The following is a 26,486-nucleotide window of genomic DNA, read 5'->3' as shown; positions in this document are numbered from 1 at the left end:
GAGAGTTCCTCCTTATTCTCTTTTATTATACATGAATTCCTTGAGAATAAGGTGTCAACTTTATTTATACAACATCATAATTTGGCAAATGCTTTAATTCCATTCATGCCACAGGCAACCAACAATAACTAAAAAAAGAGTCAGCAAATAGGGTGCCATCAGCCGATATGTTTATACAGCGTTGCATGGCGGCCCCATTATGCGCAAGTGGACAAATGACGGCAGAATGATGATCATCTGCTGTAATGACAGCACACGCCCCTTTATTTTTAAGATTGAGCGGATTGACATTCCTGAAAATGAGGAAGAAAAGCTGTGGTTGGAAAAGCAGAATTACACATTAAATTGTGCTAAAATAATGCGTTATTGTCAATTTTAAGGTGTAAAATATGAAAAATAAAGAAAAAATAGAAGAACTAATTGGAACATCAGACGGAACAATTAACAAAAATATGGACGGGGAATTTATTTACATGGATATTCAGATCGTACCCCAGCAAAATATACAATGACATTTCCCCAAAGATATAATGCACGGTCATTGAAACTTGAAAAAATAATGGATGCAATCATGGTGTAATTGAAAGTGGAAATAGAAATAAAAGAGAGTTAGTGTTTGCATGACTTTATGAACACTGAAAAGATAATATAATACTTGTGGCTGTGTATAATAATATAACACGTCGCAAAATGGCAGTTTTACGACGTGTTAGACAAAAAACACAATGACAGCATAAACAACCACTTTTTATCTGGTTCTTGTATATTTTCATCCACTACTTTATAATTATGTATTGAAGGAGTTTTTACTACTATGTCTATGACTTATCATGAACAACTTGATCGTAAGAATACATTGAAGCTTCGTGAACTGCAGGCTGAGCTTCCTGCATTCGCCGGAGATTTTTTCCGCGCTATGGAGATCAAAAAGGCAACCAATACCCGTCGGAATTATGCCTATGATCTCAGTACTTTCTTTTATTTCTTAAAAACTACGAATCCGTATTTTAAGGATAAGGATATCCATACTCTTCCGGTGTCGATCCTGGACATGATTCAACCGGTGGATATTGAGGAATATCTGTCGTTCCTGACCTATTATGAAAAGGATGGACAGCTCTATCAGAATCATGAGGAGGGAAAAGCCAGAAAGTTGGCCACGTTGAATACATTTTTCGGTTATTTTCATAAGAAAGAAATGATTGAGAAAAATGCGCCGTCTGTAGTGGATGTTCCCCGTGTAAAGGAGAAAAATATCATCCGTCTGGATGCCAATGAGGTCGCCCAGCTCATCGACAATATTGAATCTGGTGAAAAGCTGACCAAACAGCAGAAAGTCTGGCATGACCGGAACAAATTGCGAGATCTGGCAATCGTTGTCACTCTTCTTGGAACGGGTGTTCGAGTGACAGAACTGGTCGGTCTGGATATTTCAGATCTGGATTTTGACAATGGTGCCATGCGTGTGATCCGAAAAGGCGGGAATGAGGATATTGTTTATTTTGGTGAGGAAGTGGAAGAAATGCTTCGGAATTATCTGGATGAACGACTTCTGATGGAACCGGAACCAGGGAATGAAAATGCGCTGTTTATTTCTCAGAGAAATACAAGGATCACGGTTCGCTCTGTGGAACGTCTGGTGAAAAAATATGCTTCTACTGCCACGGTAAAGAAAATTACGCCGCACAAGCTTCGGAGTACTTATGGTACGACTTTATATCAGGAAACTGGTGATATTTATCTAGTTGCGGATGTGTTGGGACACAAAAATGTAAATACAACCAGAAAACATTATGCAGCTATGAAGGAAGAAAACAAACGAAAAGCAGCCCGGATTGTGCAGCTGCGTGAAAAGGAGTAAAACGAATTTTATGAAGATCAATACAAATAAAATGACCTTTCAATATTGTATCTTACAAGGAGCTTACTGGGCATCGTTCTGTATCATCTATAGCTTTGCCACAGTATTTCTGCTGGATCGAGGTTTCAGCAATTCTCAGATCGGCGTGATTATTGCAGCCGGAAATATTCTGGGCGTTGTACTGCAACCGGTATTTGCATCCATTGTTGACTGGTCAAAAACCATTACTCTACATAAACTGACCGGTATTCTGGCTGCTATCATGGCGCTGCTGGTTTTATTCTTATATGTACTGCCGAATCTGTTTTTTGCAGTAGTACTGCTCTTTCTGATGACAGATACACTCCTGCAGGTCATTCAGCCACTGATCAATTCCGTCAGTGTTTACTATGTAAATAAAGGAATCAATGTGGATTTTGGTGCAGCCAGAGGCATTGGTTCCCTCTCCTACGCTGCTGCCTCTTATCTACTTGGGGGGCTGGTTGAGAGATACGGTTGTTCCGTGATTCTAGTTGCAGGATTTTTAATGGTAACAATCATCAGTGCAACTGTATTTTCCATGCCGATCATCAAGGAAGCTGCGGAAGAAGTATGTGCAAAATCCTTGCAGGATACCCCTTCACATACCATATCACAGGAATCCAAAGAAAAAGAATCCATCATTTTCTTTATTGGTAGATATAAGTATTTTATGTTAACTTTAGCAGGAATTACTCTTATATTTTCGTTTCATAATATGAATAATTCTTACATGATCCAGATTATTACGAATGTAGGTGGAACTTCCGCAGACCTGGGACGGCTTCTGGCCATTGCAGCGATCACGGAGATTCCTGTAATGTTCTTGTTCTCCCGGATCGTGAAGCATGTGAAGAGTTCTGCCCTGCTGGTGGTCTCCAGTGTATTCTTTATATTGAAAGCATTTGGATATTTTGCAGCAGGAAATATTGCACTGATGACCATAGCTGCAGTCATGCAGATGGGATCCTTTGCCATTTACATTCCGGCCTCTGTCTATTATGTGAATGAGGTAATGGAGGAACGGGATAAATTCAAGGGACAGGCACTTATGACCGGAACCAATACCCTGGGAGGCGTCATAGGAAGCCTTCTTGGGGGATTTCTGATTGATCAGGCAGGTGTATCTGTCATGAATCTGGCTGGACTTGTAATGGCAGTCTCAGGTGCAGTACTTGTATTTCTGTTCGTTTTTCGGCAAAAACCGGTGTCAAATATCTGACAATAGATTATTTAGAAAAATACCACAGATCCTTGATTTGACTACTTAAGGTATCGTAATCCCATACTTGGCGGCTTCTGCTGATACAATTTGGATCATTGATCAGGAAGCCGTCTTTTTCATACCCATAGATCATGATAAAGTGTCCGGCTGCAGTGAAATCCCCTGGGCGCATGGCACAGATAATAGGATGTCCCTGATCTAGTCTTTTTTTCATCAAATCCTTATCCAGAGACATTTCGGTTCCAGTGATACCAAAATAAGCAGCGCCTTCTGTCATCAATGCCCAGGCGGTACCGGTTCCTTCAATATAGTAACCGGCACTCTCCGCATAAGCGGCAACCTGGGCAGGTGTTGTACTCGCATCTCTGGTCAGAGCGTAGATTACCATGGACAGACAGGTAGGACCGCAGCCGGAGATACCAATATTGCTGCTTCCATAAGGAATATAACCCCAGCGGCTGTCCCATTGGATCAATAATGGATAAGTTTCTTTCTTTTCCTTTTTCGTCAGTGACGCATTGGAAGAAACTGATGTCTGTTCCAGATAGCCGGATACAAAATCCAGCATTTCCGGATTATTTGCCAGTGCAGCCAGCATGGCAGACGGATATTCGGAGGCATGCTCTATTATGTAGGCATATTGTGCATCAGTCTTTGCCTTGGCGGACAGAACTTCTAAAACTTCCTCTTCTGTCCGGGACACTGGAGCTGGAATTTTCTCAACCAGGGTTTCTTTTTCTATGAATCCGAAGAGTTGCTGTTCAACCTTAGCAATCAAAGAGGTAGTTTCACTTTCATTTCCATCCGCATGAGCCGTTACTGCATTGGAACGAAGCAGGTTTAGACAGATCCAGCCTGCGATAACAAGGAACACAATTCTTACACTTAATCTTCCCAGCTGCGCCATCCGTTTTGCCCGGCGTTTTCTGGCTTTTCTGCGCTTTCGTGAGATACGGATCCGTTCCAGATCTGCCTCATAATCATCATTTTCTGCTGTATACTGATATCTTCCCATGATTCTCCCTCGTATTGTTTCTTCTGTACATTCCGTGTAACGGATCTGCCAGCCAGTATGATCATATGTCGTGATTGTATCTGACCTGTGTCCCCGTGAGCCACTCTTCTGAATATTAGACGAAGAAATCTGCCATCTGATCTCATTAAATATTCATCTTGATATAAAACTGCCACATGCAATGATTGTAGCATATTCCCTGCCAGATGGATCTTAAGATAATCCAAAGAATTCTGAAGAATTCCCACAATTTGTTATTTATAGAATATCCGCATAACTGCCTTCCGGATCATATCTACCGGGATCATGGTAAAGGCCATACAATAAGCCAGAAGCCAGCCGCGAACGCCAAAAGGAACACAGCTGAACATTGCACTGATAAATGTAAACGCTTTGACCGGCAGTAAGGATACATTGATAATGGCAAACTGAATAAACAGGATCAGGAAAAACACTTTGAGGAAATCTGGATTTTCCTTCAGGTGTCCAAAGATCCGGAAACCATCGTCTCTCACATTAAAACCATTGAACAGTGCACTGGCAATAAACAGAACAAAATAGGAAGTAAGGAACTGCTTATCAGTCTCGAAAAAGCTTCTTGTCCAGTCTGAGGTCAGATAAAATAAACTGAGTACCGTTAACCAGATTCCCATAATACCGATCTGATACATCATAGAACGGCTGACCAGCGGATCGGTCCGCTTTCTGGGTGCTTCATCCATATATTCCGGAAGAGCCGGTTCGTTGCCAAGCATCATAGCTCCCAGTCCGTCCATGACCAGATTGACAAACAGCAGGTGAGTCACTTTCAACGGCTCATCCACTCCAAAGAAAGGTGCAATCGCACTGACCAGCACAGCTGCTACATTGATGACCAGCTGGAATTTGCAGAATTTTAAAATATTATGGAAAATGGTTCTTCCATAGAGAATCGCATCTTTGATGGAGTTAAAATTATCATCAAGGATCACGATTTTTCCTGCTTCTTTTGCAGCTTCTGTTCCGCTTCCCATGGCAAATCCCACATCAGCACGTTTCAGTGCCGGGGAATCGTTGACTCCATCTCCTGTCATACCGACCACAAGATTTTCTTCCTGACAGAGTCGGACCATACGGGACTTATCCGTAGGAAGTGCTCTGGCAATGACACGAATATGCGGCAGGATCTTCTTTACTTCCTCATCGCTCATGGAATTTAACATGGTCGAGGTGAGACAGACATCCTCATCCGAATGAACAAGACCTGCATCTTTGGCGATGGCGGATGCAGTCTCCAGCCGGTCACCGGTGATCATAACTACCTGAATACCAGCTTTTTGTACATCATGGATGGCAATACGGGCTTCCGGTCTTACATCATCGCGGATGGCTGCCATACCGATCAGTACCAGATTTCCAGAGATACAGTTCTCCTGCAAAGGTTCTTCAGAATATCCAAATGCGATCACACGCATGGCTTTTTTTGCCAGAGTATCGATCCGCTGATTGATACAGGACAGATCCAGCGGATGGAGCTGCCCGTCAGTTCCCATATAACGGTCAGCCTTCTGGAGTAATCTTTCCGGTGCACCTTTATAATAGGTCAGTCCACCGATCTGAGCCTGACTGAATTTATTGGAAGAATTGAATTTCTGAGAGGCAAATACTTCCAGTGATGGATCTTCCTTCATTTTCAGATAAGAATCTTCTCCTAAAAACTTCATCAATGCCTGATCTGTAGCATTTCCACTGATGACACGATGATGTTCATCAAACATGGAAGAAGTATTTTTACCAATCGCAACATGAAGTTTCTCACGTATGTCAGGGTAATTATTAATCTGTTTAGTGTCAATGATCGTTCCATCACCACTGAAAAACTGAACCACTTCCATCTCGCCTTTTGTGATGGTTCCAGTCTTATCACTGAACAGAATATTCAAAGCACCTGCGGTCTCGATTCCTTCTGCTTTTCGAACCAGAACATTGTGATCCAGCATTTTGCTGGTATTCTGCATCAGTACCAGGGAAATCATAAGCGGAAGTCCTTCCGGTACTGCACAGACAATGATCACAATAGCGAGGGTCAGTGCATTGATCACATCCATGAAGATATTCTGCCAGCCCTGTACCATGTAAGCTGCAGGACCGCCTGCCAGAATCACAAAATGAATCATATACAGAAGGGCAATCACTACAGCACCAGTATAGCCAATCTTGGAGATCTGTCCTGCCAGAATAGAGAGTTTTACCTGCAGTGGTGATGCGGGTTCTTCTTCCTGCATTTCCAGTGCCATATGACCCATCATGGTCTGAAGACCAGTCTTCTTCACAAGTAATACGCCTTCACCATCATAAACGATAGCTCCCCGGAAAAGAGAAAATCCATCCACAAAGGTGTCACCTGTGATCTGTTCCGGAAAGGGCTGATCTTTATCTACAGCTTCTTTATGACATTCCTCTGTCTCGCCGTTCAGCGCAGCATTATTTACACTGAGATGTCCATATACCAGAATACCGTCAGCAGGAATCTTATCTCCTGCCTGCAGCAACACCAGGTCGCCAACTACAATGTCATCCGAATCGATCATACGTATAATACTATCTCTGTATACTTTACTCTGCTCTTTTTTTACAGAATTTTTCAGATCCCGGTATTTAGAATCGCTGGCCACACCGGTTCTGGCCGTCACAAAAGCAACCACCAGAATTGCCACGATGGTTCCCAACGGTTCATAAATCTGTGCATAACCAAAGAAAAACATGACGATCATCAACAGTGCGATCGCTACCAGAATACGGATCATAGGATCCTGAAAAGTCTCCCGGAATTCTTTCCAGAATGTGGTCGGCTCTGAATCCGGGATCACATTACTTCCATATTTTTCACGAGATTCTGTTACTTCTGACTGTTTCAGTCCATGAAGCTGTTCCATATAGTTTATTTCCTCCTCATATCTCACACTCTGATTTCATTTAAATCCACTCTCGGAACATTATAAAACAAGTTATAAAAAAAAGAAACGGATAATAATCTAAATATGTCCGTTTCTTTGCTAAAAATCTGTTAAGAATCTGTTAAAAATTTATTATGGATCTTGTTTTAGCCGTTCCCGGCAAGTTTTCCAGTCAGGATAATGCTGATCGAGCAATCCATAAAACCTTGCATTGTGTCCTCGCTCCAGCAGATGAGTCAGCTCATGAACCACTACATATTCAATACATTCCTCCGAGTAAGCACCAAGCCACAGGCTGATGGAGATATTCCCATTTCTGGTGTTGCAGCTTCCCCACTGGGAACGAGTAGGACGGATCGTTACTTTGGCACTTTGTACCCCCAGGATCGGTTCCCATTTTCGGAACATTCCTGGAATGACCGCAAGTAATTTCTGACGATACTCTTCTGCATGCAGTCTTTTCTGGCGTTCTTTTTCCAGCCGGTCTTCTGTCGTTGGCATGGTGATCTGCCTTTGCTCATAATTTTTCAGCCACTGGCGGATGCGGGGCTGCTCCAGTGTATGGAGCCCTGCATCATAACTCATGCCATAGGGAATGGACATAAGGATCAATGTGGGATCATCCTGATGGATCCTCATATTTGTTCTTTTTACATTCTTCTTTGTGATCTGCACCCGGTACTGGTGCCATAAAAATTGCTTCATTTCTTTGTTCTCGAATTCATGATCATTTTACAGGCTAACAAGACGAGTCTGTGGTGATCTTACATTCCACAAACTCGTCTTGTTTAGTAACTCTGCCATCATTGACAGCTTTATCGAACAAATTTTTCGGTTTCTTTCAGTCGTGTCAATGCACGCGCCATAGCAGCCTGCGTCATATGATACTCCTGAATACTCTGCTTCTGACGAAGTCGCTCCTGAGCACGCTCCAGAGCTTCTTTTGCACGGTTGGCATCTACTTCTTCCGGACGCTCCACCGTATCAGCCAGAACAGTCACACGGTTGTTTGCAACCATACAGAATCCTTTTCCAAGAACTGCATAGCTCCATTCACCGCCTTCTTCCTTCTGCATTCTCATCTCACCATTGTCAACTGCAACAATGACTTCCTCATGATGAGCCATGATCGCTTTCTCACCGTCCACAGACGGAATGATCAGACAAGTGCAGAATCCTTCATAAAAAATACGGTTACTGGATATGACTTTTAAGTAAAATTTTGACATATGTCTTCACCTCTAAATAGAAGTTGCCATGGTCTTTGCCTTTGCAACCACCTCATCAATGGTTCCTACATTGAAGAATGCTGCTTCCGGATACTGATCCATCTCACCATTGATAATAGCCTGGAATCCTTTGATGGTATCTTTCAGTGGTACGTATTTACCGGGAACACCGGTAAAGTTTTCAGCTACGTGGAATGGCTGGGACAGGAAACGCTGTACCTTTCTTGCACGGGCAACGGTCAGCTTATCCTCTTCAGACAACTCTTCCATACCAAGGATAGCGATAATATCCTGCAACTCTTTATACTTCTGAAGCATCTCCTGTACTCTTCTGGCAGTCTCATAATGCTCTTCACCAACCACATCTGCTTCCAGAATACGGGAAGTAGATTCCAGCGGATCAACAGCCGGATAGATACCCTGTTCCACAATTTTTCTGGAAAGTACAGTGGTTGCATCCAGATGAGCAAATGTAGTTGCCGGAGCCGGGTCTGTCAGGTCATCTGCAGGCACATATACAGCCTGTACAGAGGTAACGGAACCTTCTTTTGTGGATGCAATACGCTCCTGTAATTCACCCATCTCAGTTGCCAGAGTCGGCTGATATCCTACTGCGGACGGCATACGTCCAAGCAATGCGGAAACCTCAGATCCAGCCTGTACAAAACGGAAAATATTATCGATGAACAGAAGCACATTCTGATGCATCTCATCACGGAAATATTCTGCCATGGTAAGTCCGGTCTCAGCCACACGCATACGTGCTCCAGGCGGCTCGTTCATCTGACCGAATACCAAAGCGGTCTTATTCAATACACCGGATGCTTTCATCTCTGACCAGAGGTCATTACCTTCACGGGAACGCTCTCCTACACCGGTAAAGATAGAATATCCACCATGCTCAGTTGCAATATTTCGGATCAACTCCTGAATCAATACGGTCTTACCTACACCGGCACCACCGAACAGACCAATCTTACCACCTTTTGCATACGGAGCTAAAAGGTCGATAACTTTGATACCTGTCTCCAGAATTTCAACGACCGGACTCTGATCTTCAAATGAAGGCGGATCCTGATGGATACACCATTTTTCTGAATCTGTAATCTCTCCCCCACCGTCAACAGTCTCTCCAAGCACATTGAACAGACGACCAAGGGTCTTCTCTCCTACCGGAACTGTGATACCTGCACCAGTCTGAGTGACCTCCATGTCACGGCAGAGACCTTCACTGGCTGAAAGCATAATACAACGGACAATATTATGACCCATATGCTTTGCAACTTCCATGACACATTTTTTGCCATGGTTATCAACAGTCAGTGCATCTTTTATATGAGGGAGATTGCCCTTCTCGAATAAAACATCGATAACAGGACCTGAAACCTGTATGATCTTACCTTTTTCCATCACACATGTATCTCCTTTGTTTTATAGTAAAGTTTATTGTTTCTTGTTCTTCTGAGCTCTGGCACCGCTGCATACCTCAGTGATCTCCTGTGTAATGGCAGCCTGTCTGGCCCGGTTATACATGATACTCAGGTCATGAAGAAGCTCATCTGCATTGTTGGTCGCGGACTCCATTGCCTGCATACGTGCATTCTGTTCACTACAGAAGGACTCAACCAGCGCACTGTAGATAAAACCGGAAATGTAGTTTGGAACAATACTGTCCACAACGGTCTGAGCATCTGGAATTGCCAGGAACTCTTCATGATACACATCCATAGGAATCTTCGGCATAAGAGGTCTATCCATAGGAAGCATCTTCCGCACTTCAGCAACACTGGTCATGCTGTTCTCCATCCGTGTGAAAATAACCTGGATCTCATCCAGCTCTCCTGACTGAAATTTTTCCAGAAGTGTCTCTGCGATCCAGCGGGCACGGCTGAAGGTCGGGTTCTGTGCGGTAAACTGGAAATTTTCCTGAATAGGCACATGCTGACCAGTAAAATACTGTCGTCCCAGTTCTCCAACAACGAACAACTCTGCCCATTGGTCCTGGTCATCCAGAAATTCCTGGGCAAGCTTCAGTACGTTGTAGTTATAAGCACCAGCCAAACCCTTATCACCGGTAATAACCAGAAGTCCCACTTTTTTCTGATGGTCCAGTTCTTCCTTTTCTTCCTTCTCGAAATACATATGGCTGACATCCGGCAGATGACGCAGCAGACGTGCCATCATAGATTGAAGGGTATAGAAATACGGCTCCGTATTTTCCAGATCCTGCTTAGCCTTTCTCATCTTGGTAGAGGAGATCATGTACATGGCATTGGTGATTTTTCTCGTATCCTGGATACTTTTGATCCTGTTCTGGATCTCTCGCAGTCCTGCCATACTACTTCACCACCTGACTCTTGTATTCCTTTACTGCATCAATGATCTTGTTGATCAGAGTATCACTTAAGCTGTGCAGCTCTTCGATCTCTTCTCCAATCTGCGGATGCTTCTGATCCAGATATGCCAGCATATCTTTCTGGAACTTTTTCAGCTCTTTCACAGGAACATCCAAAAACAGCTTATGAGTTGCTGCACACAGCGTGATCACCTGTGCATGCAGGGAAAGCGGCTCGCTCAATGGCTGTTTTAACAACTCCATCAGACGTTTTCCGTATTCCAGCTGCTCTTTTGTTATAGCATCCAGATCAGAACTGAACTGGGTAAATACTTCCATCTCACGATACTGGGCAAGATCAATACGGATACTTCCGGCTGCCTTCTTCATTGCCTTGGTCTGGGCTGCACCACCTACACGGGAGACAGACAGACCAACATTGACTGCCGGACGCATACCTGCGTTAAATAAGTCACTCTCCAGGAAAATCTGACCATCCGTAATGGAGATGACATTGGTCGGAATATATGCAGATACATCACCAGCCTGTGTTTCAATGATCGGAAGTGCTGTAATGGATCCGCCTCCCTTTTCGTCACTCAGACGGCTGGAACGTTCCAGCAGACGGGAATGCAGATAGAATACATCACCTGGATAAGCCTCACGTCCCGGAGAACGCTCCAACAACAGGGACAGGGATCGATAGGCCACTGCATGCTTGGACAGGTCATCATATACGATCAGTACATCCTGACCTCTGTGCATAAAGAACTCTGCCAGTGCGGTTCCTGAATATGGAGCCAGATACTGAAGCGGAGCCGGATCACTTGCTGTAGAAGATACGACAATCGTGTAATCCATAGCACCATGCTTCTCAAATGTATGCACCAGTTTGGATACTGTAGATGCTTTCTGGCCAATTGCCACGTAAATACAGATAACGTTCTTTCCTTTCTGGTTCAGAATCGTATCTGTAGCAATAGAAGTCTTACCAGTCTGACGGTCTCCGATGATCAACTCACGCTGTCCACGACCAATCGGGAACATAGAGTCAATTGCCAGAATACCGGTCTCCAGCGGAGTATCCACAGATTTACGATCAATGATTCCAGGTGCCGGTTCTTCTACCGGACGATAATCCGTAGTCTCAATCTTGCCTTTTCCATCAATAGGTTCACCAAGCGCGTCTACAACACGGCCGATATATCCATCTCCAACCGGAATACCAGCCATCCGTCCTGTGCGGGCTACACGGGTTCCCTCTTCAATCTCAGTATCTTTTCCAAGAAGGATACATCCAATCTCATTTTCACGCACATCCTGCACCATGGCTTTCAGACCATTATCAAATACCAGGATCTCTCCATACATTGCATGATCTACACCATCAATGTAGGCAATACCATCACCGACACGGCTGACAACACCAACCTCCTGGCTGGCAATATCGACGTCATCCATGCTTCCTTTCAGAATACTGATGATTGCTTTCTGTGCTACCAGCGGGCCATCACCGGAAATATCCAGGGACTGCAGTTTCTGCTGCAGAGCCTTCTTACGTCCGGAAGCACTCCAGTCATACTCTTCGTTGCCGGCATGGAGGATAAATCCACTGCCAAGCTCTTTATTCTGTTTACGGGAAATGTTCAGCACTCTCTCTGGATACTGCTGTCTTAAAAATTTTATAATGCCTTCATACTGAGCATCATCCGGTTCTGTTACATATTCAAGAACACAGGAAAGAGGAGTACGCTCCTCATCCGACAGTTCCATGTATGCTTTCAGGATCTCATCCAGAGATCCAAGGGCACCATCTTCAACCAGACCATAGATAAACTGTCTGGACTCTGTCGGGAAAATTTCCTGAATGATATCCTCTCGTTTCATACGGGAGGTTGCCGGATTTTCCAGCTCAGTCTGAATCTGCGGAACCGCTTTCAAAATATCGACTGCATGCTGCAGCACTTCCGGCCGCATACGCATGGATGTCAGTCGATCCAGGTAGGAATTAAGATTCTTCATGAGTTGATTCACCTGCTTTTGTCAAAAATTCATCATACAGAGCTTCGTCATTGTGTTCAGACTGCATAGACTTCACAGCAGCCTCCAGGATCATTCCACGGATCTCCTGTTCTGCCTTATTCATTACTTTTTCTTTCTGAAGGGCAGCCTCTTTCTTAGAAGTATCAATGATCTGGCCTGCTTTCTTATGAGCATCAGATACAATCTGATCAAACTCTTTACGGGCATCAAGCTGAGCTTGTGCCATTACTTTAGCCTTTTCGCTCTCAATCTGATTCTGGTACTGTACACTCTTATCTTTTTCAGCCTTGGCTTCAGCCTGAAGCTGTTTTACTTCATCATAACGGGCATTGAGGGCTTCTTCCCGTTTGGTAATAATGTTATTGATCGGCTTGAACAGAAATTTGCGGATCAATACATACCAGATCAGAATATTAAGAATGGTAAAGACCAGATTAAAGTCTAATCTTAACATGGATAAGTTCCGCCTTTCTTTAAGCCAACATAATGATAATCATCAGAGCAACTACGAAACCATAGATAGCGGTTGCCTCTGCCAGTGCGGATCCAAGCAGAAGAAGCTTGGTGATCTTACCTTCAGCCTCCGGCTGTCTTGCAACTGCCTCAGTAGCCTTGGATGTTGCGATACCGATACCAATACCGGCTCCCATACCAGTAAGTACTGCAATACCTGCGCCAATAGCGATTAATGTAGACATAATAACATTCTCCTTTTCCTTCGTTGTCTTTTGCTTTTTGTCTTTTTACTCCATTGATTCCTTAATAAACAGTCCCGTAAGGAATACAAATACATATGCCTGGATCAGTCCATCAAACAGATCAAAATAGGCACTGAATATAACCGGGAGACCTACCGGAAGGACATACTCGATCAGCTTCATAATAACAAAAGCTCCAAGTACATTACCAAAAAGTCGCATACACAATGACAGCGGCTTGATAGCCACCTCCATGATGTTGATCGGAGCGACCAGTGCGATCGGCTCTGCAAAACTCTTCAGCCACCGCTTTACTCCTTTTTCATGAATACCGGCATACTCGATCAGTACAATACTCATCAATGCCAGTGCGGCTGTCACGTTCAGATCCTTTGTGGGAGGCTTAAATCCCAGGATACCGATCAGGTTGGCGATTCCAAGATAGATCAGGACCGAAGTCAGGTAAGATGCATAACGCTTTCCCTCTTCTCCAACGATTCCCTCGCTGATGCCCTGTATCCAGGTCACTACAAACTCTAAAAAAAGTTGTTTGCGGCTTGGATGTTCCACCTTCAGATTTCTGGTCAGCAAAAATGCTGCCAGCAGAAATACCGCCATGATAATCCATGTGACAACAACTGATTCAGAGATCCCGATTCCACCGATTGAAAAGACGGTTTCACAGGTTAGCTCTTCAGTCAGTGTTTCGCCTAAATTACCCATAACTGCACTTCCTTTCTAAAGAATTCTTTGCTTTAAAGTCCTTGCCTCAAAGCCTGTTACCTATTATAATACGAAAGAAGAGAAATGTATAATTGTTTTTTTTGACCATTAGTATAGATTTTATGAATATTACATCTACATTTTTTTGACGTTAAAGGGGTAAATGGAATGGACATCAGTTTTGATTATTATAAAATTTTCTATGAAGTAGCCAGGGCGAAGAGTATTTCCCTTGCTGCACAGCATCTGTGCCTGACACAGCCGACTATTACAAAATATATCCAGAATCTGGAGCAGAATCTACATTGTCAGTTATTTATCCGTTCCCGTAAAGGTGTTACACTTACTTCTGAGGGACAGATGCTCTTCCGTCAGATCAGCCGTGCTGTACAGCAAATGTCGAGAGTCGGAAATCTTTTGCAGGATTTTGTAAATTGTCAAAGTGGTAAGATCAATATTGGAGCCAGTGAACTTACCATGAGATATTATCTGCTGCCTTATCTGGAATCATTCCGTCGGCAATATCCTAATGTGAATCTGCAGATCCATGCGTTCTCCACACCGCTGTCCTTATCCGCACTGAATGCAGGAACCATTGATTTTGCTGTGTCGATCACACCACTTGACGGAGCAGAACATTTTCTGGTGACTAAGACTTCGGATTTTCAGGATATTGTAGTGGCTGGAAGTCAGTACACTTTTTTACAGAACAAGACCCTGACACTCAAGGAGCTGACTGCCTATCCCATCGTGTGTATGGAAAAAGGAACCACAACACGAAAATTCTGGGACAGCATCTTCAAACATCATGGTATTGAACTTCATCCTAATATTGAAGTAAACTCCAACGATCTGATCCCGCCTACTGTTCTGCATAACCTTGGCATCGGATTTGTTCCTTATAAATTTGCCAGATCCTTCTTACTGAATTATGGACTGATTCAACTGTCTCTGGATATTGTAATTCCAAAACGGGAGATCTGTATTGTACAGAATCCATCTCATCCGCTGTCTCCGGCTGCCAAAGCACTGCTGGATATGATGATCACCGGAAATGAATATACCGAGGAACAGTACTCTATGGAAAATGAACATTTTCACGGCGATGTAATCTAAATAAGAATTCAATGAACATTTGTTTGCTTTTTAATAAACACTATGCTATAATAAATAAAACTAATGTTCGGTCAACAAGGAGATAAGCTTTATGGCATATGGAAAGATCACTCCCAAGCAGCAGGAGATACTTGATTTTATTAAATCTGAAATATTGAGCAAAGGATATCCGCCTGCAGTGCGGGATATCTGTGAAGCGGTTCACCTGAAGTCCACATCTTCTGTCCATTCTCATCTGGAGACACTAGAGAAGAACGGGTATATCCGCAGAGACCCGACGAAACCAAGAGCTATCGAAATCATGGATGACAGTTTTAATCTGTCCCGCCGTGAGGTCGTTAATGTTCCTATGGTAGGTACTGTTGCAGCCGGTCAGCCGATTCTGGCGCAGGAGCATATTGAAGGATATTTCCCGATCCCGGCAGAATATATGCCAAACACTGATTGCTTCATGCTGAAAGTCAAAGGTGAAAGTATGATAAATGCAGGTATCTTTGACGGCGATTATATCATGGTTCGTCAGCAAAATGTGGCATCTAACGGTGAAATGATCGTTGCACTTGTGGATGATTCTGCTACGGTTAAGACTTTTTATAAAGAAAACGGACACTATCGTCTCCAGCCGGAGAACGATTCCATGGATCCGATCATTGTGGATGATGTACAGATTCTTGGAAAAGTATGTGGCGTCTTCCGTATTTTCCTGTAAAACACATAGTATCTGATAATAAGATCCCGGAATTACCAGTCCATAATGATCGGACATCAATTCCGGGATCTTTCTTTTCCTGTTTATTTTTTTAACTGATTCAGGTTACTCTGTACTCCGCGAACTCCAACGGCAATTCCTTTTTTTGATACGGTTGCATTACTATCCACAGGGGTCTCTTCCATATAAACAGTTCCATCCTCAAAATGAAGTACCAAAAGTGCATGATAAGAATTCGTATAATCCCCGACCACATACCGACACGACTCTGCATTATAATACCATAACACACCTGTTTCCAGTGAACTGTCACTTACATCCAGAGTCGCAGACTGGTCAATACCTTCTGATATCGTGATGTTTATCTCATTTCCGCCGGATTCTGCTTTGATGATTTCCATGGCTTCTGCTTCTGCTGCAGTCCAGTCATTATGGATCTCCGCATAATAGATGGTATAATCTGACGCATCGACCAGAAAATAATAATCAAATGTATTGTTGTCAGAAAATCTGAGGAACCATAGATTCAACAGCTCTTTCGTATTCTCATCATTATCAGAATCATAAGTCAGACTGTAATATCTGGCAAAACGAATATCATCCTCCCAGTCTGTGACAACATCATAAGAAGATTTTCGAAGCGTTTTGTAATCACCTACTCCTAACCATGGGAGCATGCCATACTCTGAAGCTATCATAGCCTGATTGTAGACATTTTCCAGAAGATCTGTATTCAGACGTGCAGTATCTGCTTTCATATCACTGAGCAGCATCAGATTTGCTTCGTTTTTCATAAAAGACAGTGCCTGAATATTTTCTATGATCCCACCACTGCTCTGCTCCAGATAAGAAAAGTGTGATCGGTCTGATACGGTCACCTTGTTAAGACGGCTTTTATCAAGTCCACGGCTTAAATATCTTGGGAGAAATACTGCGCCTACTGTTACGGTCACTACGCAGAGCAGACTGATCAAAAATAAAAGCTTTTGATTCAAGAGCTTATTCATCGTCCGTCGCCTCCCTTTCGCAGTGAAACCGGATTACAATAACCGTTCCTTTACCTGGTTTGCTGAATATCTTCCATCTTACATGGTGAAGTGCCAAGATTCGGCTGCAAAGCGTCATACCAAGACCGGCACCGCCCTCCCTTCTGGCTCTGGATTTATCGATCATATAGAAAGCTTCTGTGACCCGTTGCGATTCTCCTGCATCCATACCACATCCATTGTCACTGATACATAATTCATATGTTTTTCCATAATTTCGTCCAAGAATCTGGATTCGACCGCCCGTTCGGACTGCTTTTCTGGAATTATCCAACAGGTTCACAAGGACAGATAACAGTAGGTCCCGTTCTCCAAAGATTTCTCCTTCTTCCAGTCCAAGATGGAGAGCAATCTTCCGTTCTTCTCTCTTCTCTCTGGTAAGCCTTACGGCCTCGTTCACCAATCGTTCTACGGAAATCATACGGAACTGGTACTGCTGCTTGTCTGTCACGATCAGCTCCAGCAGTTTGAAGGACAGACTTTCCAGTCTCTTACCCTGCTGAAAAATATAGTTGGCGGCTTCCATAGTTTCTTCTTCCGTCATAGGTGTGGAACGAAGCATATCTGCATATCCGATGATGGAGGTCAGCGGTGTCTTCAGTTCATGTGCAAAGGAAGCAGTAAAATCTTCCTGCTTCTTTGCCTGGCTCTTCAGTTCATCTATCTTTTCAGAGATAGTATCTGCCATATGGTTAAAATCACTGGCAAGTTCTGCAATCTCATCTCCTCCCTGTTCTATTGCCCTGGCATCCAGTTCTCCTGAAGTAAACTGTCGGGTGGCATGAGATAAGTGAGCAATGGACATGGTCAGAAAATGAGTCACTACAAAAACCAGTACTGTCATAACTGCAGTCAGTGACAGCATCATGACCACATACCAGTCATAATTGCTTTCCCGTTCCTGATAAATATAAGAAATATCAGTAATACTCTCCAACAGATAGCTTTTCTCATTGACCACTGAGCGACAGGCATACACAAGCCATGTCTTGGTTCCCAGCCGATATACTTCATAGCTGCTGGTATGCTCATCATCCAACATATTAAGTACCTTCATGTCCTGAGCACTTGCATTGGCACTTTCGTAGAGCAGCTTCTTTTCACTGTTGTAGATCCGGTAAATATTTCCAGATTCAGACAGGTTCTGGGTCACATTGGCTCCCATGACCGGAATCAACTCATCGGTCTGATACATAACACCCAGACTGTTCAGATTCATCTCAAAAGCAAGCTGGAACATCTGGTTGTCCCATTCTCCGTCATCCAGCGCTTTCTGGTAGGAATGCTCAAAAGTTCTCTGGATCATCCATGTTCCAAAGATACTGAATGACAGCACGAACAAAATTGTAAATGAAAAATAGATCTTCCAGAAAAATTTCATACAATCATGTCTCCAGTCGGTATCCGATCTTATACACGGCACAGATATGTTTATCCCATCCCAGCTTCTTCTTCAGACGCTGTACATGAAGATCTACAGTCCGGCTGTCACCGGTATATTCCTTTTCCCACACCTGCTCATAGATTACTTCCCGATACAGGGCAATGTTGGGATTGCGGGCAAAAAACAGAAGCAATTCATATTCTTTCAGAGTCAGAAGAATCTGCTGATTATCCTGCATAACCGTGCGGGAAGATAAATCAATATCCACATCCAGTATATGCAGCATACGGCCAATCTTGTTACAGCGGCGCAAGACCGCTTCCACTCTTGCCAGAAGCTCTACAATCTCAAACGGCTTCGCCAGATAGTCTTCTGCTCCCATCTTCAGACCCTTTACCTTATTTTCCGTGGAGTCCATAGCAGTAATAAAGATGACCGGAAGCTGAATGCTCTTAGCATATTCCATGAGCTCGTAACCATTGATCTTCGGCAGCATAATATCCAGGAGGAGCAGATCATAATGTCCTTCCTCCATCCGGTCAGCCGCTTCCTGTCCGTCATAAGCGCATTCGCAGGCATAACCAGCCTTTTTCAGATTCATGCGGATCAGATTGGCAATCGGCTCCTCGTCCTCCGCGATCAGTATTTTTACCATGACACCTTATACTCTCTTTCGTAATTGATATCTGAAAAAATAACAGGTCAGTGCATCAGAATTGTATCGCATACCTGTTCCCTAAGTATATCAAAGCATTTTCAGAAATGATTCAATCATTTGCACAAAAAAATTTTTTACTGGAGCAGATCCAGCAGTGTCTCGTATACTGCTGGATTTTCTTTTATAACAAGTATCAGGCTCTCTTTTGCCTGATTCAACTGATGAAAAAGTTTTCTCACATCAGATTGTTCGCTTCTTTTTGTCTTTGTAGACCGCAGAAATTGCTGTTCATCATAATAATAACGAGAATCCAGCTGTACAACAAGGCAATCTATTCCATGATCAGGAATCTCATCCTGCGGATAGAAATATCCCTGTCGTCTGGCATCACACAGCAGATTCTCCGCTTCAATCTCATCGTTGGCATAGAATACGGTAATATGCGGATAGTTTCTTGTATAGTGCTGCTTTGGCAGATGCATCATATTCTGAATAAAAGAGGACAATTCCGCATTGGTTCGGATCCGATTGGTCAGATGATAGGTCTGCATCTCCGGCAGATGTCTCATTGCTTTTACCGTACTCCGGTCAAGTTCTTCCGGCGAGATCATATCTTCACAGTCGCTGGAAAAGATCACCGGTTGCTGACCACATGCCTGCAATATCATCTGCAGATTTTCTTCTGACAGCAAATGGGCTTCATCAATCAGAACTCCATTATACTCTGACAGATCCATATTTTCATGGATCTGCTCATCAGACAGATAATCAATTCTCCGCAGCCGTTCATGCAGGATCCGCCATTCTTTTCCTGCTCTTCCACAATGGATCAGACATACTTTCTGATGGCCGGACAATTTCATGGACAGATCATAGAGAAGCAATGTCTTACCTGTTCCTGGAAGGCCGATAAACCAGTAATACCCTGTATGTTTCTGTCGGATTCCCTTTAGGATCTGCCGCTCAATATCCCGTTGCTGAGAAGTAAGAAAATATTCTTTTCGAAGGAATCTTCCAGGCTCCGTGATCGGTGAAATCAGATAAAGCTCTGCCTGAAACAGATCCTCAACATCTCCATTATAATCAGCGCTCTCCTGCTGCAGATCCTGACACAACTGTTCCCAGTCCGCCTCCACGATATGATCGTGATTGGTCAGGCGAACCAGACGGTTCTGGCTGCTGATGTATGTATAGGAACGGATGGTCCTGCCAAGCACTGACAGATAATAACGATTCTGGATCAATTGCTTTCGAATCGCCTCATCAGAGACAATCCCGCTTTTCAGTTCCAGATTCAGAATCTGATCTTCCTTGATCTGGAGCAGGTCAAATTCTTTGCCAAGCTTCGGAATCTGAAAGGAATAGAAAAAACGAAGGGCATAGACTTCCTTCATATGCCCTTCTAACTGTTTCACCAGCCCCTTCATGCTGTTCAGTTCCCATTCCTTTATCTTCAGAAAATAGTCGCGCTCCGATAACTGTCGCTCCAGCTTCTGTAAATGATGGATGTTCTGTTCTCTTGTGAGTGCATAGACTGATATTGCTTTCATTTAGTTATCCTTATACGTTTTTGATCAGATCTGACAGCTTTTCAAATATCTGATCTGCATAAAACTGCTTGATCTCATGACGGGATCTGCCTGTCACCTCTGTATTTACTTCATAAGTATATGGCATATTCTGGATACGAATGCAGAAAAACATCTTCCCCTGTACACTGTCTGCATTATTTGGGTCTACATTCCCTGTTGTACCGGTGACTCCGATAGAAATATCTGTATGAAGCTTTTCCTGAATTGTCTTCGCCATGGCTTGTGCACATTCTCTGGAATAGACTCCATATTGACGGAGTACCTGTTCATCCACACCCACAAGCATTTTTGTCTCATTGGAGTAAGTCACATAACCTCCGGGAAAGATGGTTGATGCACCTTCCGTATCTGTGATCATGGATGCGATCAGACCGGAAGTACAGCTCTCCATAGTCGAGATCGTCGTCTGTTTTTCAATCAGGGTCTTTATTACCACATCCGTTTGTTTCTGTTCCATATGTACCTTCTTAAAATCCAAGATTATCATTTACAAGAATCACATGGATTCGTCCTGCATGTCTGGAATATCTTGTAATTAAAAACTGACAGCAGATTGTATCCGGAGATTTGCAGTCAAAGCATTTTCCTGTTTCCTTACATGGAGTTTTGATATTAAATCGCTGTGCATTTATTGGAGCAGCTACACTTCTAGCGCGTTTCATAGCTCCGTCCAGGTCATCACAGACCTTGTTCATTCCTACAATACAGACTACCTTTTTGGGACCCTGTGCAATACAGGATACACGATTGGAATTTCCATCAATATTTACCAGAATACCATCATTGGAGATAGCATTGGCACTGGTCAAAAAGACATCTGCATCATAAGATGCCAGAAGAGACTCTCTTGGCTCCATCTTATCGCGATCCAGATAGTTATAATTTCCTTTTTTCAGTGCATCGATCAGCCCAATCTCATGTGCACTCATACATCCACCCATGGCAATGGTACTTCCTTCAGGAATCAGTTCCAGAGCTTTTTTCAGGGCTTCTTCCTTGCTTTCTGCGTAGTATCCTGTCATATTGCGGGAATCCAGTCCTTTGATCACTGTTTTTGCAAGACATTCATTTCTTTTTTTTATATTTTCATTCATGTTGGTATCCTCCATCTTTGTTGGAAAACTATTTTACCGTATTTATTTTATCAAAAATATATGGCTTTTACAATGTTACTTTCCACTTGCGACCTGGCTGAGAAGTTCAAGCAGTTCTTTTTCTGAACGCACCATATAATCAGGTTCTGCGCTTCCTTTTGGCCTATGATTTCTGTGATTGTACCAGATGGCATTCCATCCGGCTCCCTTCGCACCTTCGATATCATTTTCATAAGAATCACCCACATAACAGAACTCCTGGGGTTGAAGCTTCAGTTTTTCCTGCACAAGCTCAAAGATCCGTCGCTCCGGCTTGGCTACTCCGTATTCTCCGGATATAAATACATGGTCTTTCGGAATCCATCTGGTTGCCTCCAGAGCACGGATTTTATCCCACTGGTGACCGGAAGGTCCATTTGTGATGATTCCAAGCACCATCTTATCGGAAAGCTCTTTCAGAAATTCCTGCATGGCTTCTGTCATATGAATCATATGCTGATGCTTCTCATAAATCTCCTGAAAATGCAGAGCTTCCTGTGCATCCATGTTCTTTCCATAATCATGGAATGCATTCTGAAAACGATAAACATACATATCTTCCATGGACATTTCGCCGCTTAAGGATTTCGCATACACAGAATCGCTGTATCTGCGGCTGGCAAGAAATGCACCTTCCAGATCAAGTTCTTCCAGCGGATATAATTCGTGGAATGCTTCCTTAAAAGGCCCTGATAAATCATATAAAGTGTCATCTACGTCAAATACGATCGCTTTTATCATCTAGTTTTCCTTTCAGCTGTCATACGTTTCTATAATATCTATCGACAACAATAACCGTCTTTTTCCCTGTGAATCTTTCTTCTCACAAACCAGAAGCAGATCACCTGCATCACAATGGTTGCGATCCAGGAAGCCGGGTACGAGATAAACAGGAATCCCAGTGACCGGTGTGTCGGGAACAGTCCATAGATCCAGAGAATCCGCATGCCGACGGTTCCGATAATAGACAGGATCATAGGCACTGTGGAATAGCCCATTCCTCTCAAAGCCCCCGGGAACAGATCCATCAGACCGCACAGAAAATAGGTCATAGTTGTGTAGGACAGAATCTCCATACCACAGGCGATCACGTCTTCCTGTTCGCTGTAAATGTGCAGAAGCTCTGGTCCAAAGAAATAAGCAATGCTTCCAAGCCCCAGTGCCACAACAACAGACAGGATCGCACAGTCAATCAACACTCGATCCATTCGTTTCAGTTTTTTTACACCATAGTTCTGGCTGGTAAAGCTCATGCATGCCTGGGTGACGGAATTGATAGACACATACAGAAATCCAAAAATATTGTTGGCTGCTGTATATCCTGCCATGGAAATCGAGCCAAAGGAGTTAACCGATGACTGCAGCATAGCATTGGACAGGTTGATGACGGTACTCTGGATCCCAGCCGGAATACCAACTTCAAAGATCTGTCTCAAATAACTGGAGCTGATATTCAATTTTTCTGGTCGGAACTGATAGCTGCTCTCCGAACAATACAGGCACCGCAATACCAGAATGCAAGAGATCAACTGGGAGATCACAGTCGCAATACCAACTCCTGCCACATCCAGGTGAAACTGAATCACCAGAAAAAGATTCAGTATGGCATTGATCACACCAGATATGAGCAGGAAAATAAGAGGTCGCTTCGTATCGCCAACAGCTCGCAGGATCGCCGCACCATAGTTATACAGCATGAAAAATGGCATGCCGCAGAAGTAAATCCGCATATATAAAGTGGACTTTGCTATTACATCATCCGGCGTTCCCATGAGTTGTAGCGCAGGCTTTGCCATCAGAAGTCCGATCACTGCCATGCCCACACCGCTTATCAGTGCAAATGCAATGGCTGTGTGAACCGTCTCTGACATTTCTTTTGATTTTTCCAGTGCGTAATACCTGGCTGCAAGCACATTAGCTCCCAGTGAAATTCCAATAAACAGATTTGTAAATACATTGATCAGTGCAGTTGTGGAACCTACTGCTGCCAGAGACTGGCTTCCGCTGAACCGTCCAACCACAATAATATCTACTGCATTGAACATTAACTGCAGAATACCTGACAGCATCAACGGAATGGCAAAGGAGATCAGCTTATCCATGAGCGTTCCATTGCACATGTCAATTTCATATTTATTCTTTTTCATCAGCCCTGCTGACCATTCGCCTGACGGATCATATCTTCCACAACAATATCGTAGATCTCGCCGATACTGTTGCAATATTCCAGAATCTTCCACGGTTCATTAGTGTGGAAATGAATCTTCACCAGATCTTCATCACCTGCTGCGATCAGGCTGTTTCCTTCAAAGTTTTCAGTGATAAACTCTGCAATCTCATCCTCGTCAAGGTCCTTATCTCTTCTGTCAATCAACAACTGTGTATCATAACGATATGCAAACTGATCGTCTTCTGCATCAATTGAATGTACTGCCATTTTATCTACCTCCAAAAGTAAAATTCTGCTTAATATTTTAACACAAAGCGGTCAGTTCTTCCAGTTCCAGATAAGGATTATCTCACATTATCTCGCATTTTTGACCGATAACATGCCGCCACAAAGCTTTCAAATATCTTCCGACTGTATTTATCTGTCTGATATGACAGCTCCGGATGCCACTGGACTGCCCACACATAGGTTTTTTCCGGCATATAGACAGCTTCCACCAGTCCGTCTTCGGATTCTGCCATCACAGTCAGCGATGGCGCAAGAGTTTTTACTGCCTGATGATGATAACTGTTCACACCAAGTTCTGTTACCTGCAACAACTGATGAAGCGGTGTTCCATCTATGATTTGTACCTGATGGATCACCCGGTCATAAGGCGGCTCCATATGGTGTTCGGTCTTTGATGGATGCTGTACATTCAGATCCTGATAGAGACTTCCACCCAACATGGCATTTAAGTATTGAATTCCTCTGCAGATACCGAGCACTACCTTATCTTCTTTGATGACGTATTCCAGCACCTGACGTTCCATCTGATCTAGTACGGTACAGATCTCCCCCAGCTTCCCGGATTCCTTCCAGATAACCTGGCAGCATCCAGATACTCTTCTTACCTTCATCCCATAATGGCATAACGCCGATCAGTGGTTTGCTCATTATTCATATACTCCTTTGTTTTCTCCATCACATCGGTCAGCATTTTCAGATTTTTCATGATATCTGCTACCTCGATGGAGTGGTTTGCCCCATCATAGGTATAGATTGGAATATGTTGCTGTTCTGATAATTTCACGAATTTCTGCGGATTACTCCACGGATCTGCGGTTCCGATAAATGCAATGGCATCTTCATGGGGAAATGCATAGGTCTGTTCCAGTGGTGTATACAGCACCTGACGACATGAGATTTTATATTTCTGTGCATAAGCTGAAGCAATGATTGTTCCAACACTTTTGGAGATAAACAGGATCTCACTGTATTTTCCGAAATCTACATCCGCAAGCTTTTCTTCTGCCTGTGCATACAGTGCTTCAAATGCCTGCTGCATTTTCTGCTGATTTCCACGGATATTTTCTCCGTCATAAGAATAACTCAGTGAAATACACTCCTCATATCTGCACTGCTGTGTCAGTTTTTTTGCATAATATAACAATGGCTTGTCACAGTGATAGCCGATTCCCGGGAAAAATACCGCTAACTTCATCGTTCTTCCTCCGGGTAACTCACACCCCATTTCTTACGAAATGCTGTCATCAGATCCATCACATCTTTGGAAAAACTTAACTGCATAGCTGAAGCATCACCGCCGATGATCGCATGCTCCATATCCAGCACTTCATAATATAATGCGTCTGCGTTATCTCCAGCTTCTATTATCTCCGTCTTACCCGTATCGGTGTACGTAACCTTTGCTTCTCCTGCTCTTGGATACTCCATAATCTCAATATATCCTCTTTCACAGGATATCATGCCACGCTTGGGCTGCTTGGAGTGAAGAGATAACATCACGGTCGCCATCTGGCCTTCCTGATTGGTCAGAAGCAGACCTGACTGCTCATCAACTCCTGTAGAAGCAGTTCTGACCTGAGACAACAGCTGATCTGGCTTGGAATCCAAAAACCAGCGAACAAAAGATAATGCATAAACACCAATGTCAAGCATGGCACCACCCGCCAGGTTGCGATTGAAAAACCGATTATTTTCATCATATTCCTTGAAGCTTCCAAAGTTCATGGTAAGAAGATTCACTTTACCCAGAGTTCCCGCATCCAGGATTTCTCTCAGTTTTTTATAAAGCGGCATATGATAGATTGTCATGGCTTCTGCCATCACAAGGCCTTTTTCCTTAGCCAGAGCCATGGTCTCGTCAAGTTCTGCACTGTTGAGGGTGATAGACTTCTCTACCAGAATATGTTTCCCATTTTCCAGTGCCTGTTTCATAAATTCAAAATGCTTATTATGCGGTGTTGCAATATAGATAATATCTACTTCCGGATCAATAAACATTTCCTGAAAGTCCGCATAAACCTTCTGAATCCCGTATTTCTGACCAAAAGCTTTTGCCTTTTCATAGGTTCTGTTGCCCACGGCATATGCAGGTCGTCCGTGTTTCTGCATGCTTGCTGCCATCTCGTTAGCTATTGTTCCCGTTCCAAGAATTGCCCAGTTCAAAGTTTTCATGATTTATCCTCTTTTTCTTTCCTGATTAATAAAACAGATATACCATCAAAATGATGGTTTCAGACTGTAGACAAAGTGGTGTTTGACCGTTAGGCCAGGCACCACTTTTCTCTTGCGTTTATTTTATTCAGTAAA

At 43.4% G+C, this 26,486-nt stretch carries 28 protein-coding genes; 6 read left to right on the top strand and 22 right to left on the bottom strand.

Annotation, left to right across the window (positions count from 1 at the left end):
* Nucleotides 1-157 precede the first annotated feature (157 nt).
* From WMO62_RS13835 to WMO62_RS13820, 4 genes are all read left to right on the top strand, one after another.
* Complete coding sequence (locus tag WMO62_RS13835; protein ID WP_349145037.1) at nt 158-379, top strand: TIGR04076 family protein; 222 nt, start codon at nt 158-160, stop codon at nt 377-379.
* 10 nt (nt 380-389) lie between these two features.
* Nucleotides 390-512 (top strand): hypothetical protein, encoded by a 123-nt coding sequence (locus WMO62_RS13830; protein WP_349145036.1) that lies wholly within the window; start codon nt 390-392, stop codon nt 510-512.
* A 302-nt stretch (nt 513-814) separates the two neighbouring features.
* Entirely contained in the window at nt 815-1,861 is a 1,047-nt protein-coding gene (locus WMO62_RS13825; protein ID WP_349145035.1) for a tyrosine-type recombinase/integrase, read from the top strand.
* 10 nt (nt 1,862-1,871) lie between these two features.
* Entirely contained in the window at nt 1,872-3,101 is a 1,230-nt protein-coding gene (locus WMO62_RS13820) for an MFS transporter (protein WP_349145034.1), read from the top strand.
* Nucleotides 3,102-3,108: 7 nt separating this feature from the next.
* On the opposite strand, the gene WMO62_RS13815 is transcribed toward WMO62_RS13820, so the two are convergent.
* The 10 genes from WMO62_RS13815 to WMO62_RS13770 form a co-directional block, all read right to left on the bottom strand.
* Nucleotides 3,109-4,119 (bottom strand): C39 family peptidase, encoded by a 1,011-nt coding sequence (locus WMO62_RS13815; protein WP_349145033.1) that lies wholly within the window; start codon nt 4,117-4,119, stop codon nt 3,109-3,111.
* Nucleotides 4,120-4,373: 254 nt separating this feature from the next.
* Complete coding sequence (locus tag WMO62_RS13810; RefSeq protein ID WP_349145032.1) at nt 4,374-7,034, bottom strand: calcium-translocating P-type ATPase, PMCA-type; 2,661 nt, start codon at nt 7,032-7,034, stop codon at nt 4,374-4,376.
* A 153-nt stretch (nt 7,035-7,187) separates the two neighbouring features.
* Nucleotides 7,188-7,760, bottom strand: coding sequence for a M48 family metallopeptidase (locus tag WMO62_RS13805; protein WP_349145031.1), 573 nt, complete (start codon nt 7,758-7,760; stop codon nt 7,188-7,190).
* A gap of 110 nt (nt 7,761-7,870) precedes the next feature.
* Complete coding sequence (gene atpC, locus WMO62_RS13800) at nt 7,871-8,284, bottom strand: ATP synthase F1 subunit epsilon (protein ID WP_118627590.1); 414 nt, start codon at nt 8,282-8,284, stop codon at nt 7,871-7,873.
* 12 nt (nt 8,285-8,296) lie between these two features.
* Nucleotides 8,297-9,694, bottom strand: coding sequence for a F0F1 ATP synthase subunit beta (gene atpD, locus WMO62_RS13795; RefSeq protein WP_117496051.1), 1,398 nt, complete (start codon nt 9,692-9,694; stop codon nt 8,297-8,299).
* 33 nt (nt 9,695-9,727) lie between these two features.
* Entirely contained in the window at nt 9,728-10,621 is an 894-nt protein-coding gene (gene atpG, locus WMO62_RS13790; protein ID WP_349145030.1) for an ATP synthase F1 subunit gamma, read from the bottom strand.
* A gap of 1 nt (nt 10,622) precedes the next feature.
* Nucleotides 10,623-12,596: a F0F1 ATP synthase subunit alpha gene (gene atpA / locus WMO62_RS13785; protein WP_117496390.1), complete on the bottom strand. Its 1,974-nt coding sequence runs from the start codon at nt 12,594-12,596 to the stop codon at nt 10,623-10,625.
* A 31-nt stretch (nt 12,597-12,627) separates the two neighbouring features.
* Nucleotides 12,628-13,116 carry a F0F1 ATP synthase subunit B gene (locus tag WMO62_RS13780; protein WP_118717003.1) on the bottom strand — a complete coding sequence of 163 codons (489 nt, stop codon included), beginning with the start codon at nt 13,114-13,116 and terminating at the stop codon, nt 12,628-12,630.
* Between the two features lie 19 nt (nt 13,117-13,135).
* Nucleotides 13,136-13,360 (bottom strand): ATP synthase F0 subunit C, encoded by a 225-nt coding sequence (gene atpE / locus WMO62_RS13775; protein WP_117496054.1) that lies wholly within the window; start codon nt 13,358-13,360, stop codon nt 13,136-13,138.
* Nucleotides 13,361-13,405: 45 nt separating this feature from the next.
* Nucleotides 13,406-14,083, bottom strand: a complete 678-nt coding sequence (locus WMO62_RS13770) for a F0F1 ATP synthase subunit A (protein WP_349145028.1) — start codon at nt 14,081-14,083, stop codon at nt 13,406-13,408.
* 168 nt (nt 14,084-14,251) lie between these two features.
* Between WMO62_RS13770 and WMO62_RS13765 the strand changes: the two genes are divergently transcribed.
* Together WMO62_RS13765 and lexA are read left to right on the top strand one after the other, a co-directional pair.
* Entirely contained in the window at nt 14,252-15,199 is a 948-nt protein-coding gene (locus WMO62_RS13765) for a LysR family transcriptional regulator (protein ID WP_118717007.1), read from the top strand.
* A gap of 91 nt (nt 15,200-15,290) precedes the next feature.
* Nucleotides 15,291-15,908 carry a transcriptional repressor LexA gene (gene lexA, locus WMO62_RS13760; RefSeq protein ID WP_118627588.1) on the top strand — a complete coding sequence of 206 codons (618 nt, stop codon included), beginning with the start codon at nt 15,291-15,293 and terminating at the stop codon, nt 15,906-15,908.
* Between the two features lie 83 nt (nt 15,909-15,991).
* Here lexA and WMO62_RS13755 read toward each other — a convergent pair whose 3' ends face one another.
* The 12 genes from WMO62_RS13755 to WMO62_RS13700 all read right to left on the bottom strand — a co-directional run bounded on the left by WMO62_RS13755 (nt 15,992) and on the right by WMO62_RS13700 (nt 26,351).
* A complete protein-coding gene (locus WMO62_RS13755; protein WP_349145026.1) occupies nt 15,992-16,915 on the bottom strand; it encodes a hypothetical protein in 924 nt (307 codons plus the stop codon).
* Entirely contained in the window at nt 16,908-18,335 is a 1,428-nt protein-coding gene (locus WMO62_RS13750) for a sensor histidine kinase (protein WP_349145025.1), read from the bottom strand. Before WMO62_RS13750 ends, WMO62_RS13755 begins: the two co-directional genes overlap by 8 nt.
* A 4-nt stretch (nt 18,336-18,339) precedes the next feature.
* On the bottom strand, nt 18,340-18,993 hold the full coding sequence (locus WMO62_RS13745) for a response regulator transcription factor (RefSeq protein WP_117496060.1): 654 nt from the start codon (nt 18,991-18,993) through the stop codon (nt 18,340-18,342).
* A gap of 137 nt (nt 18,994-19,130) precedes the next feature.
* Complete coding sequence (locus tag WMO62_RS13740) at nt 19,131-20,546, bottom strand: DNA/RNA helicase domain-containing protein (protein WP_349145024.1); 1,416 nt, start codon at nt 20,544-20,546, stop codon at nt 19,131-19,133.
* 10 nt (nt 20,547-20,556) lie between these two features.
* On the bottom strand, nt 20,557-21,045 hold the full coding sequence (locus tag WMO62_RS13735; protein WP_349145022.1) for a CinA family protein: 489 nt from the start codon (nt 21,043-21,045) through the stop codon (nt 20,557-20,559).
* Between the two features lie 10 nt (nt 21,046-21,055).
* The gene (locus WMO62_RS13730; RefSeq protein ID WP_117496063.1) at nt 21,056-21,682 is read right to left on the bottom strand and encodes a lactate utilization protein; all 627 of its coding nucleotides are present in this window, start codon (nt 21,680-21,682) and stop codon (nt 21,056-21,058) included.
* Between the two features lie 75 nt (nt 21,683-21,757).
* Entirely contained in the window at nt 21,758-22,462 is a 705-nt protein-coding gene (locus tag WMO62_RS13725) for an HAD family hydrolase (protein WP_349145021.1), read from the bottom strand.
* A gap of 38 nt (nt 22,463-22,500) precedes the next feature.
* Nucleotides 22,501-23,868: an MATE family efflux transporter gene (locus WMO62_RS13720; protein ID WP_349145020.1), complete on the bottom strand. Its 1,368-nt coding sequence runs from the start codon at nt 23,866-23,868 to the stop codon at nt 22,501-22,503.
* Nucleotides 23,868-24,158: a hypothetical protein gene (locus tag WMO62_RS13715; RefSeq protein ID WP_117496066.1), complete on the bottom strand. Its 291-nt coding sequence runs from the start codon at nt 24,156-24,158 to the stop codon at nt 23,868-23,870. The genes WMO62_RS13720 and WMO62_RS13715 overlap by 1 nt, the downstream gene beginning before the upstream one ends.
* A gap of 77 nt (nt 24,159-24,235) precedes the next feature.
* The gene (locus WMO62_RS13710) at nt 24,236-24,790 is read right to left on the bottom strand and encodes a gamma-glutamyl-gamma-aminobutyrate hydrolase family protein (RefSeq protein ID WP_349145019.1); all 555 of its coding nucleotides are present in this window, start codon (nt 24,788-24,790) and stop codon (nt 24,236-24,238) included.
* Nucleotides 24,787-25,374: an alpha/beta hydrolase gene (locus WMO62_RS13705; RefSeq protein ID WP_349145018.1), complete on the bottom strand. Its 588-nt coding sequence runs from the start codon at nt 25,372-25,374 to the stop codon at nt 24,787-24,789. The genes WMO62_RS13710 and WMO62_RS13705 overlap by 4 nt, the downstream gene beginning before the upstream one ends.
* Nucleotides 25,371-26,351 carry a Gfo/Idh/MocA family protein gene (locus tag WMO62_RS13700; RefSeq protein WP_349145017.1) on the bottom strand — a complete coding sequence of 327 codons (981 nt, stop codon included), beginning with the start codon at nt 26,349-26,351 and terminating at the stop codon, nt 25,371-25,373. Before WMO62_RS13700 ends, WMO62_RS13705 begins: the two co-directional genes overlap by 4 nt.
* Between the last annotated feature and the right edge of the window lie 135 nt (nt 26,352-26,486).

This window comes from Hominiventricola aquisgranensis (assembly GCF_040096225.1).
Classification (GTDB): domain Bacteria; phylum Bacillota; class Clostridia; order Lachnospirales; family Lachnospiraceae; genus Hominiventricola; species Hominiventricola aquisgranensis.
Note: the sequence above shows the minus strand (reverse complement) of the source record. Positions and strands in the feature narration are given on the sequence as shown.

Bases quoted from the DNA above. Each gene is read 5' to 3' on its own strand.
- WMO62_RS13830 (WP_349145036.1), top strand. From the start codon at position 390: ATGAAAAATAAAGAAAAAATAGAAGAACTAATTGGAACATCAGACGGA.
- WMO62_RS13825 (WP_349145035.1), top strand. From the start codon at position 815: ATGTCTATGACTTATCATGAACAACTTGATCGTAAGAATACATTGAAG.
- WMO62_RS13820 (WP_349145034.1), top strand. From the start codon at position 1,872: ATGAAGATCAATACAAATAAAATGACCTTTCAATATTGTATCTTACAA.
- WMO62_RS13815 (WP_349145033.1), bottom strand. From the start codon at position 4,119: ATGGGAAGATATCAGTATACAGCAGAAAATGATGATTATGAGGCAGAT.
- WMO62_RS13810 (WP_349145032.1), bottom strand. From the start codon at position 7,034: ATGGAACAGCTTCATGGACTGAAACAGTCAGAAGTAACAGAATCTCGT.
- WMO62_RS13805 (WP_349145031.1), bottom strand. From the start codon at position 7,760: ATGAAGCAATTTTTATGGCACCAGTACCGGGTGCAGATCACAAAGAAG.
- atpC (WP_118627590.1), bottom strand. From the start codon at position 8,284: ATGTCAAAATTTTACTTAAAAGTCATATCCAGTAACCGTATTTTTTAT.
- atpD (WP_117496051.1), bottom strand. From the start codon at position 9,694: ATGGAAAAAGGTAAGATCATACAGGTTTCAGGTCCTGTTATCGATGTT.
- atpG (WP_349145030.1), bottom strand. From the start codon at position 10,621: ATGGCAGGACTGCGAGAGATCCAGAACAGGATCAAAAGTATCCAGGAT.
- atpA (WP_117496390.1), bottom strand. From the start codon at position 12,596: ATGCGGCCGGAAGTGCTGCAGCATGCAGTCGATATTTTGAAAGCGGTT.
- WMO62_RS13780 (WP_118717003.1), bottom strand. From the start codon at position 13,116: ATGTTAAGATTAGACTTTAATCTGGTCTTTACCATTCTTAATATTCTG.
- atpE (WP_117496054.1), bottom strand. From the start codon at position 13,360: ATGTCTACATTAATCGCTATTGGCGCAGGTATTGCAGTACTTACTGGT.
- WMO62_RS13770 (WP_349145028.1), bottom strand. From the start codon at position 14,083: ATGGGTAATTTAGGCGAAACACTGACTGAAGAGCTAACCTGTGAAACC.
- WMO62_RS13765 (WP_118717007.1), top strand. From the start codon at position 14,252: ATGGACATCAGTTTTGATTATTATAAAATTTTCTATGAAGTAGCCAGG.
- lexA (WP_118627588.1), top strand. From the start codon at position 15,291: ATGGCATATGGAAAGATCACTCCCAAGCAGCAGGAGATACTTGATTTT.
- WMO62_RS13755 (WP_349145026.1), bottom strand. From the start codon at position 16,915: ATGAATAAGCTCTTGAATCAAAAGCTTTTATTTTTGATCAGTCTGCTC.
- WMO62_RS13750 (WP_349145025.1), bottom strand. From the start codon at position 18,335: ATGAAATTTTTCTGGAAGATCTATTTTTCATTTACAATTTTGTTCGTG.
- WMO62_RS13745 (WP_117496060.1), bottom strand. From the start codon at position 18,993: ATGGTAAAAATACTGATCGCGGAGGACGAGGAGCCGATTGCCAATCTG.
- WMO62_RS13740 (WP_349145024.1), bottom strand. From the start codon at position 20,546: ATGAAAGCAATATCAGTCTATGCACTCACAAGAGAACAGAACATCCAT.
- WMO62_RS13735 (WP_349145022.1), bottom strand. From the start codon at position 21,045: ATGGAACAGAAACAAACGGATGTGGTAATAAAGACCCTGATTGAAAAA.
- WMO62_RS13730 (WP_117496063.1), bottom strand. From the start codon at position 21,682: ATGAATGAAAATATAAAAAAAAGAAATGAATGTCTTGCAAAAACAGTG.
- WMO62_RS13725 (WP_349145021.1), bottom strand. From the start codon at position 22,462: ATGATAAAAGCGATCGTATTTGACGTAGATGACACTTTATATGATTTA.
- WMO62_RS13720 (WP_349145020.1), bottom strand. From the start codon at position 23,868: ATGAAAAAGAATAAATATGAAATTGACATGTGCAATGGAACGCTCATG.
- WMO62_RS13715 (WP_117496066.1), bottom strand. From the start codon at position 24,158: ATGGCAGTACATTCAATTGATGCAGAAGACGATCAGTTTGCATATCGT.
- WMO62_RS13710 (WP_349145019.1), bottom strand. From the start codon at position 24,790: ATGAAGGTAAGAAGAGTATCTGGATGCTGCCAGGTTATCTGGAAGGAA.
- WMO62_RS13705 (WP_349145018.1), bottom strand. From the start codon at position 25,374: ATGAAGTTAGCGGTATTTTTCCCGGGAATCGGCTATCACTGTGACAAG.
- WMO62_RS13700 (WP_349145017.1), bottom strand. From the start codon at position 26,351: ATGAAAACTTTGAACTGGGCAATTCTTGGAACGGGAACAATAGCTAAC.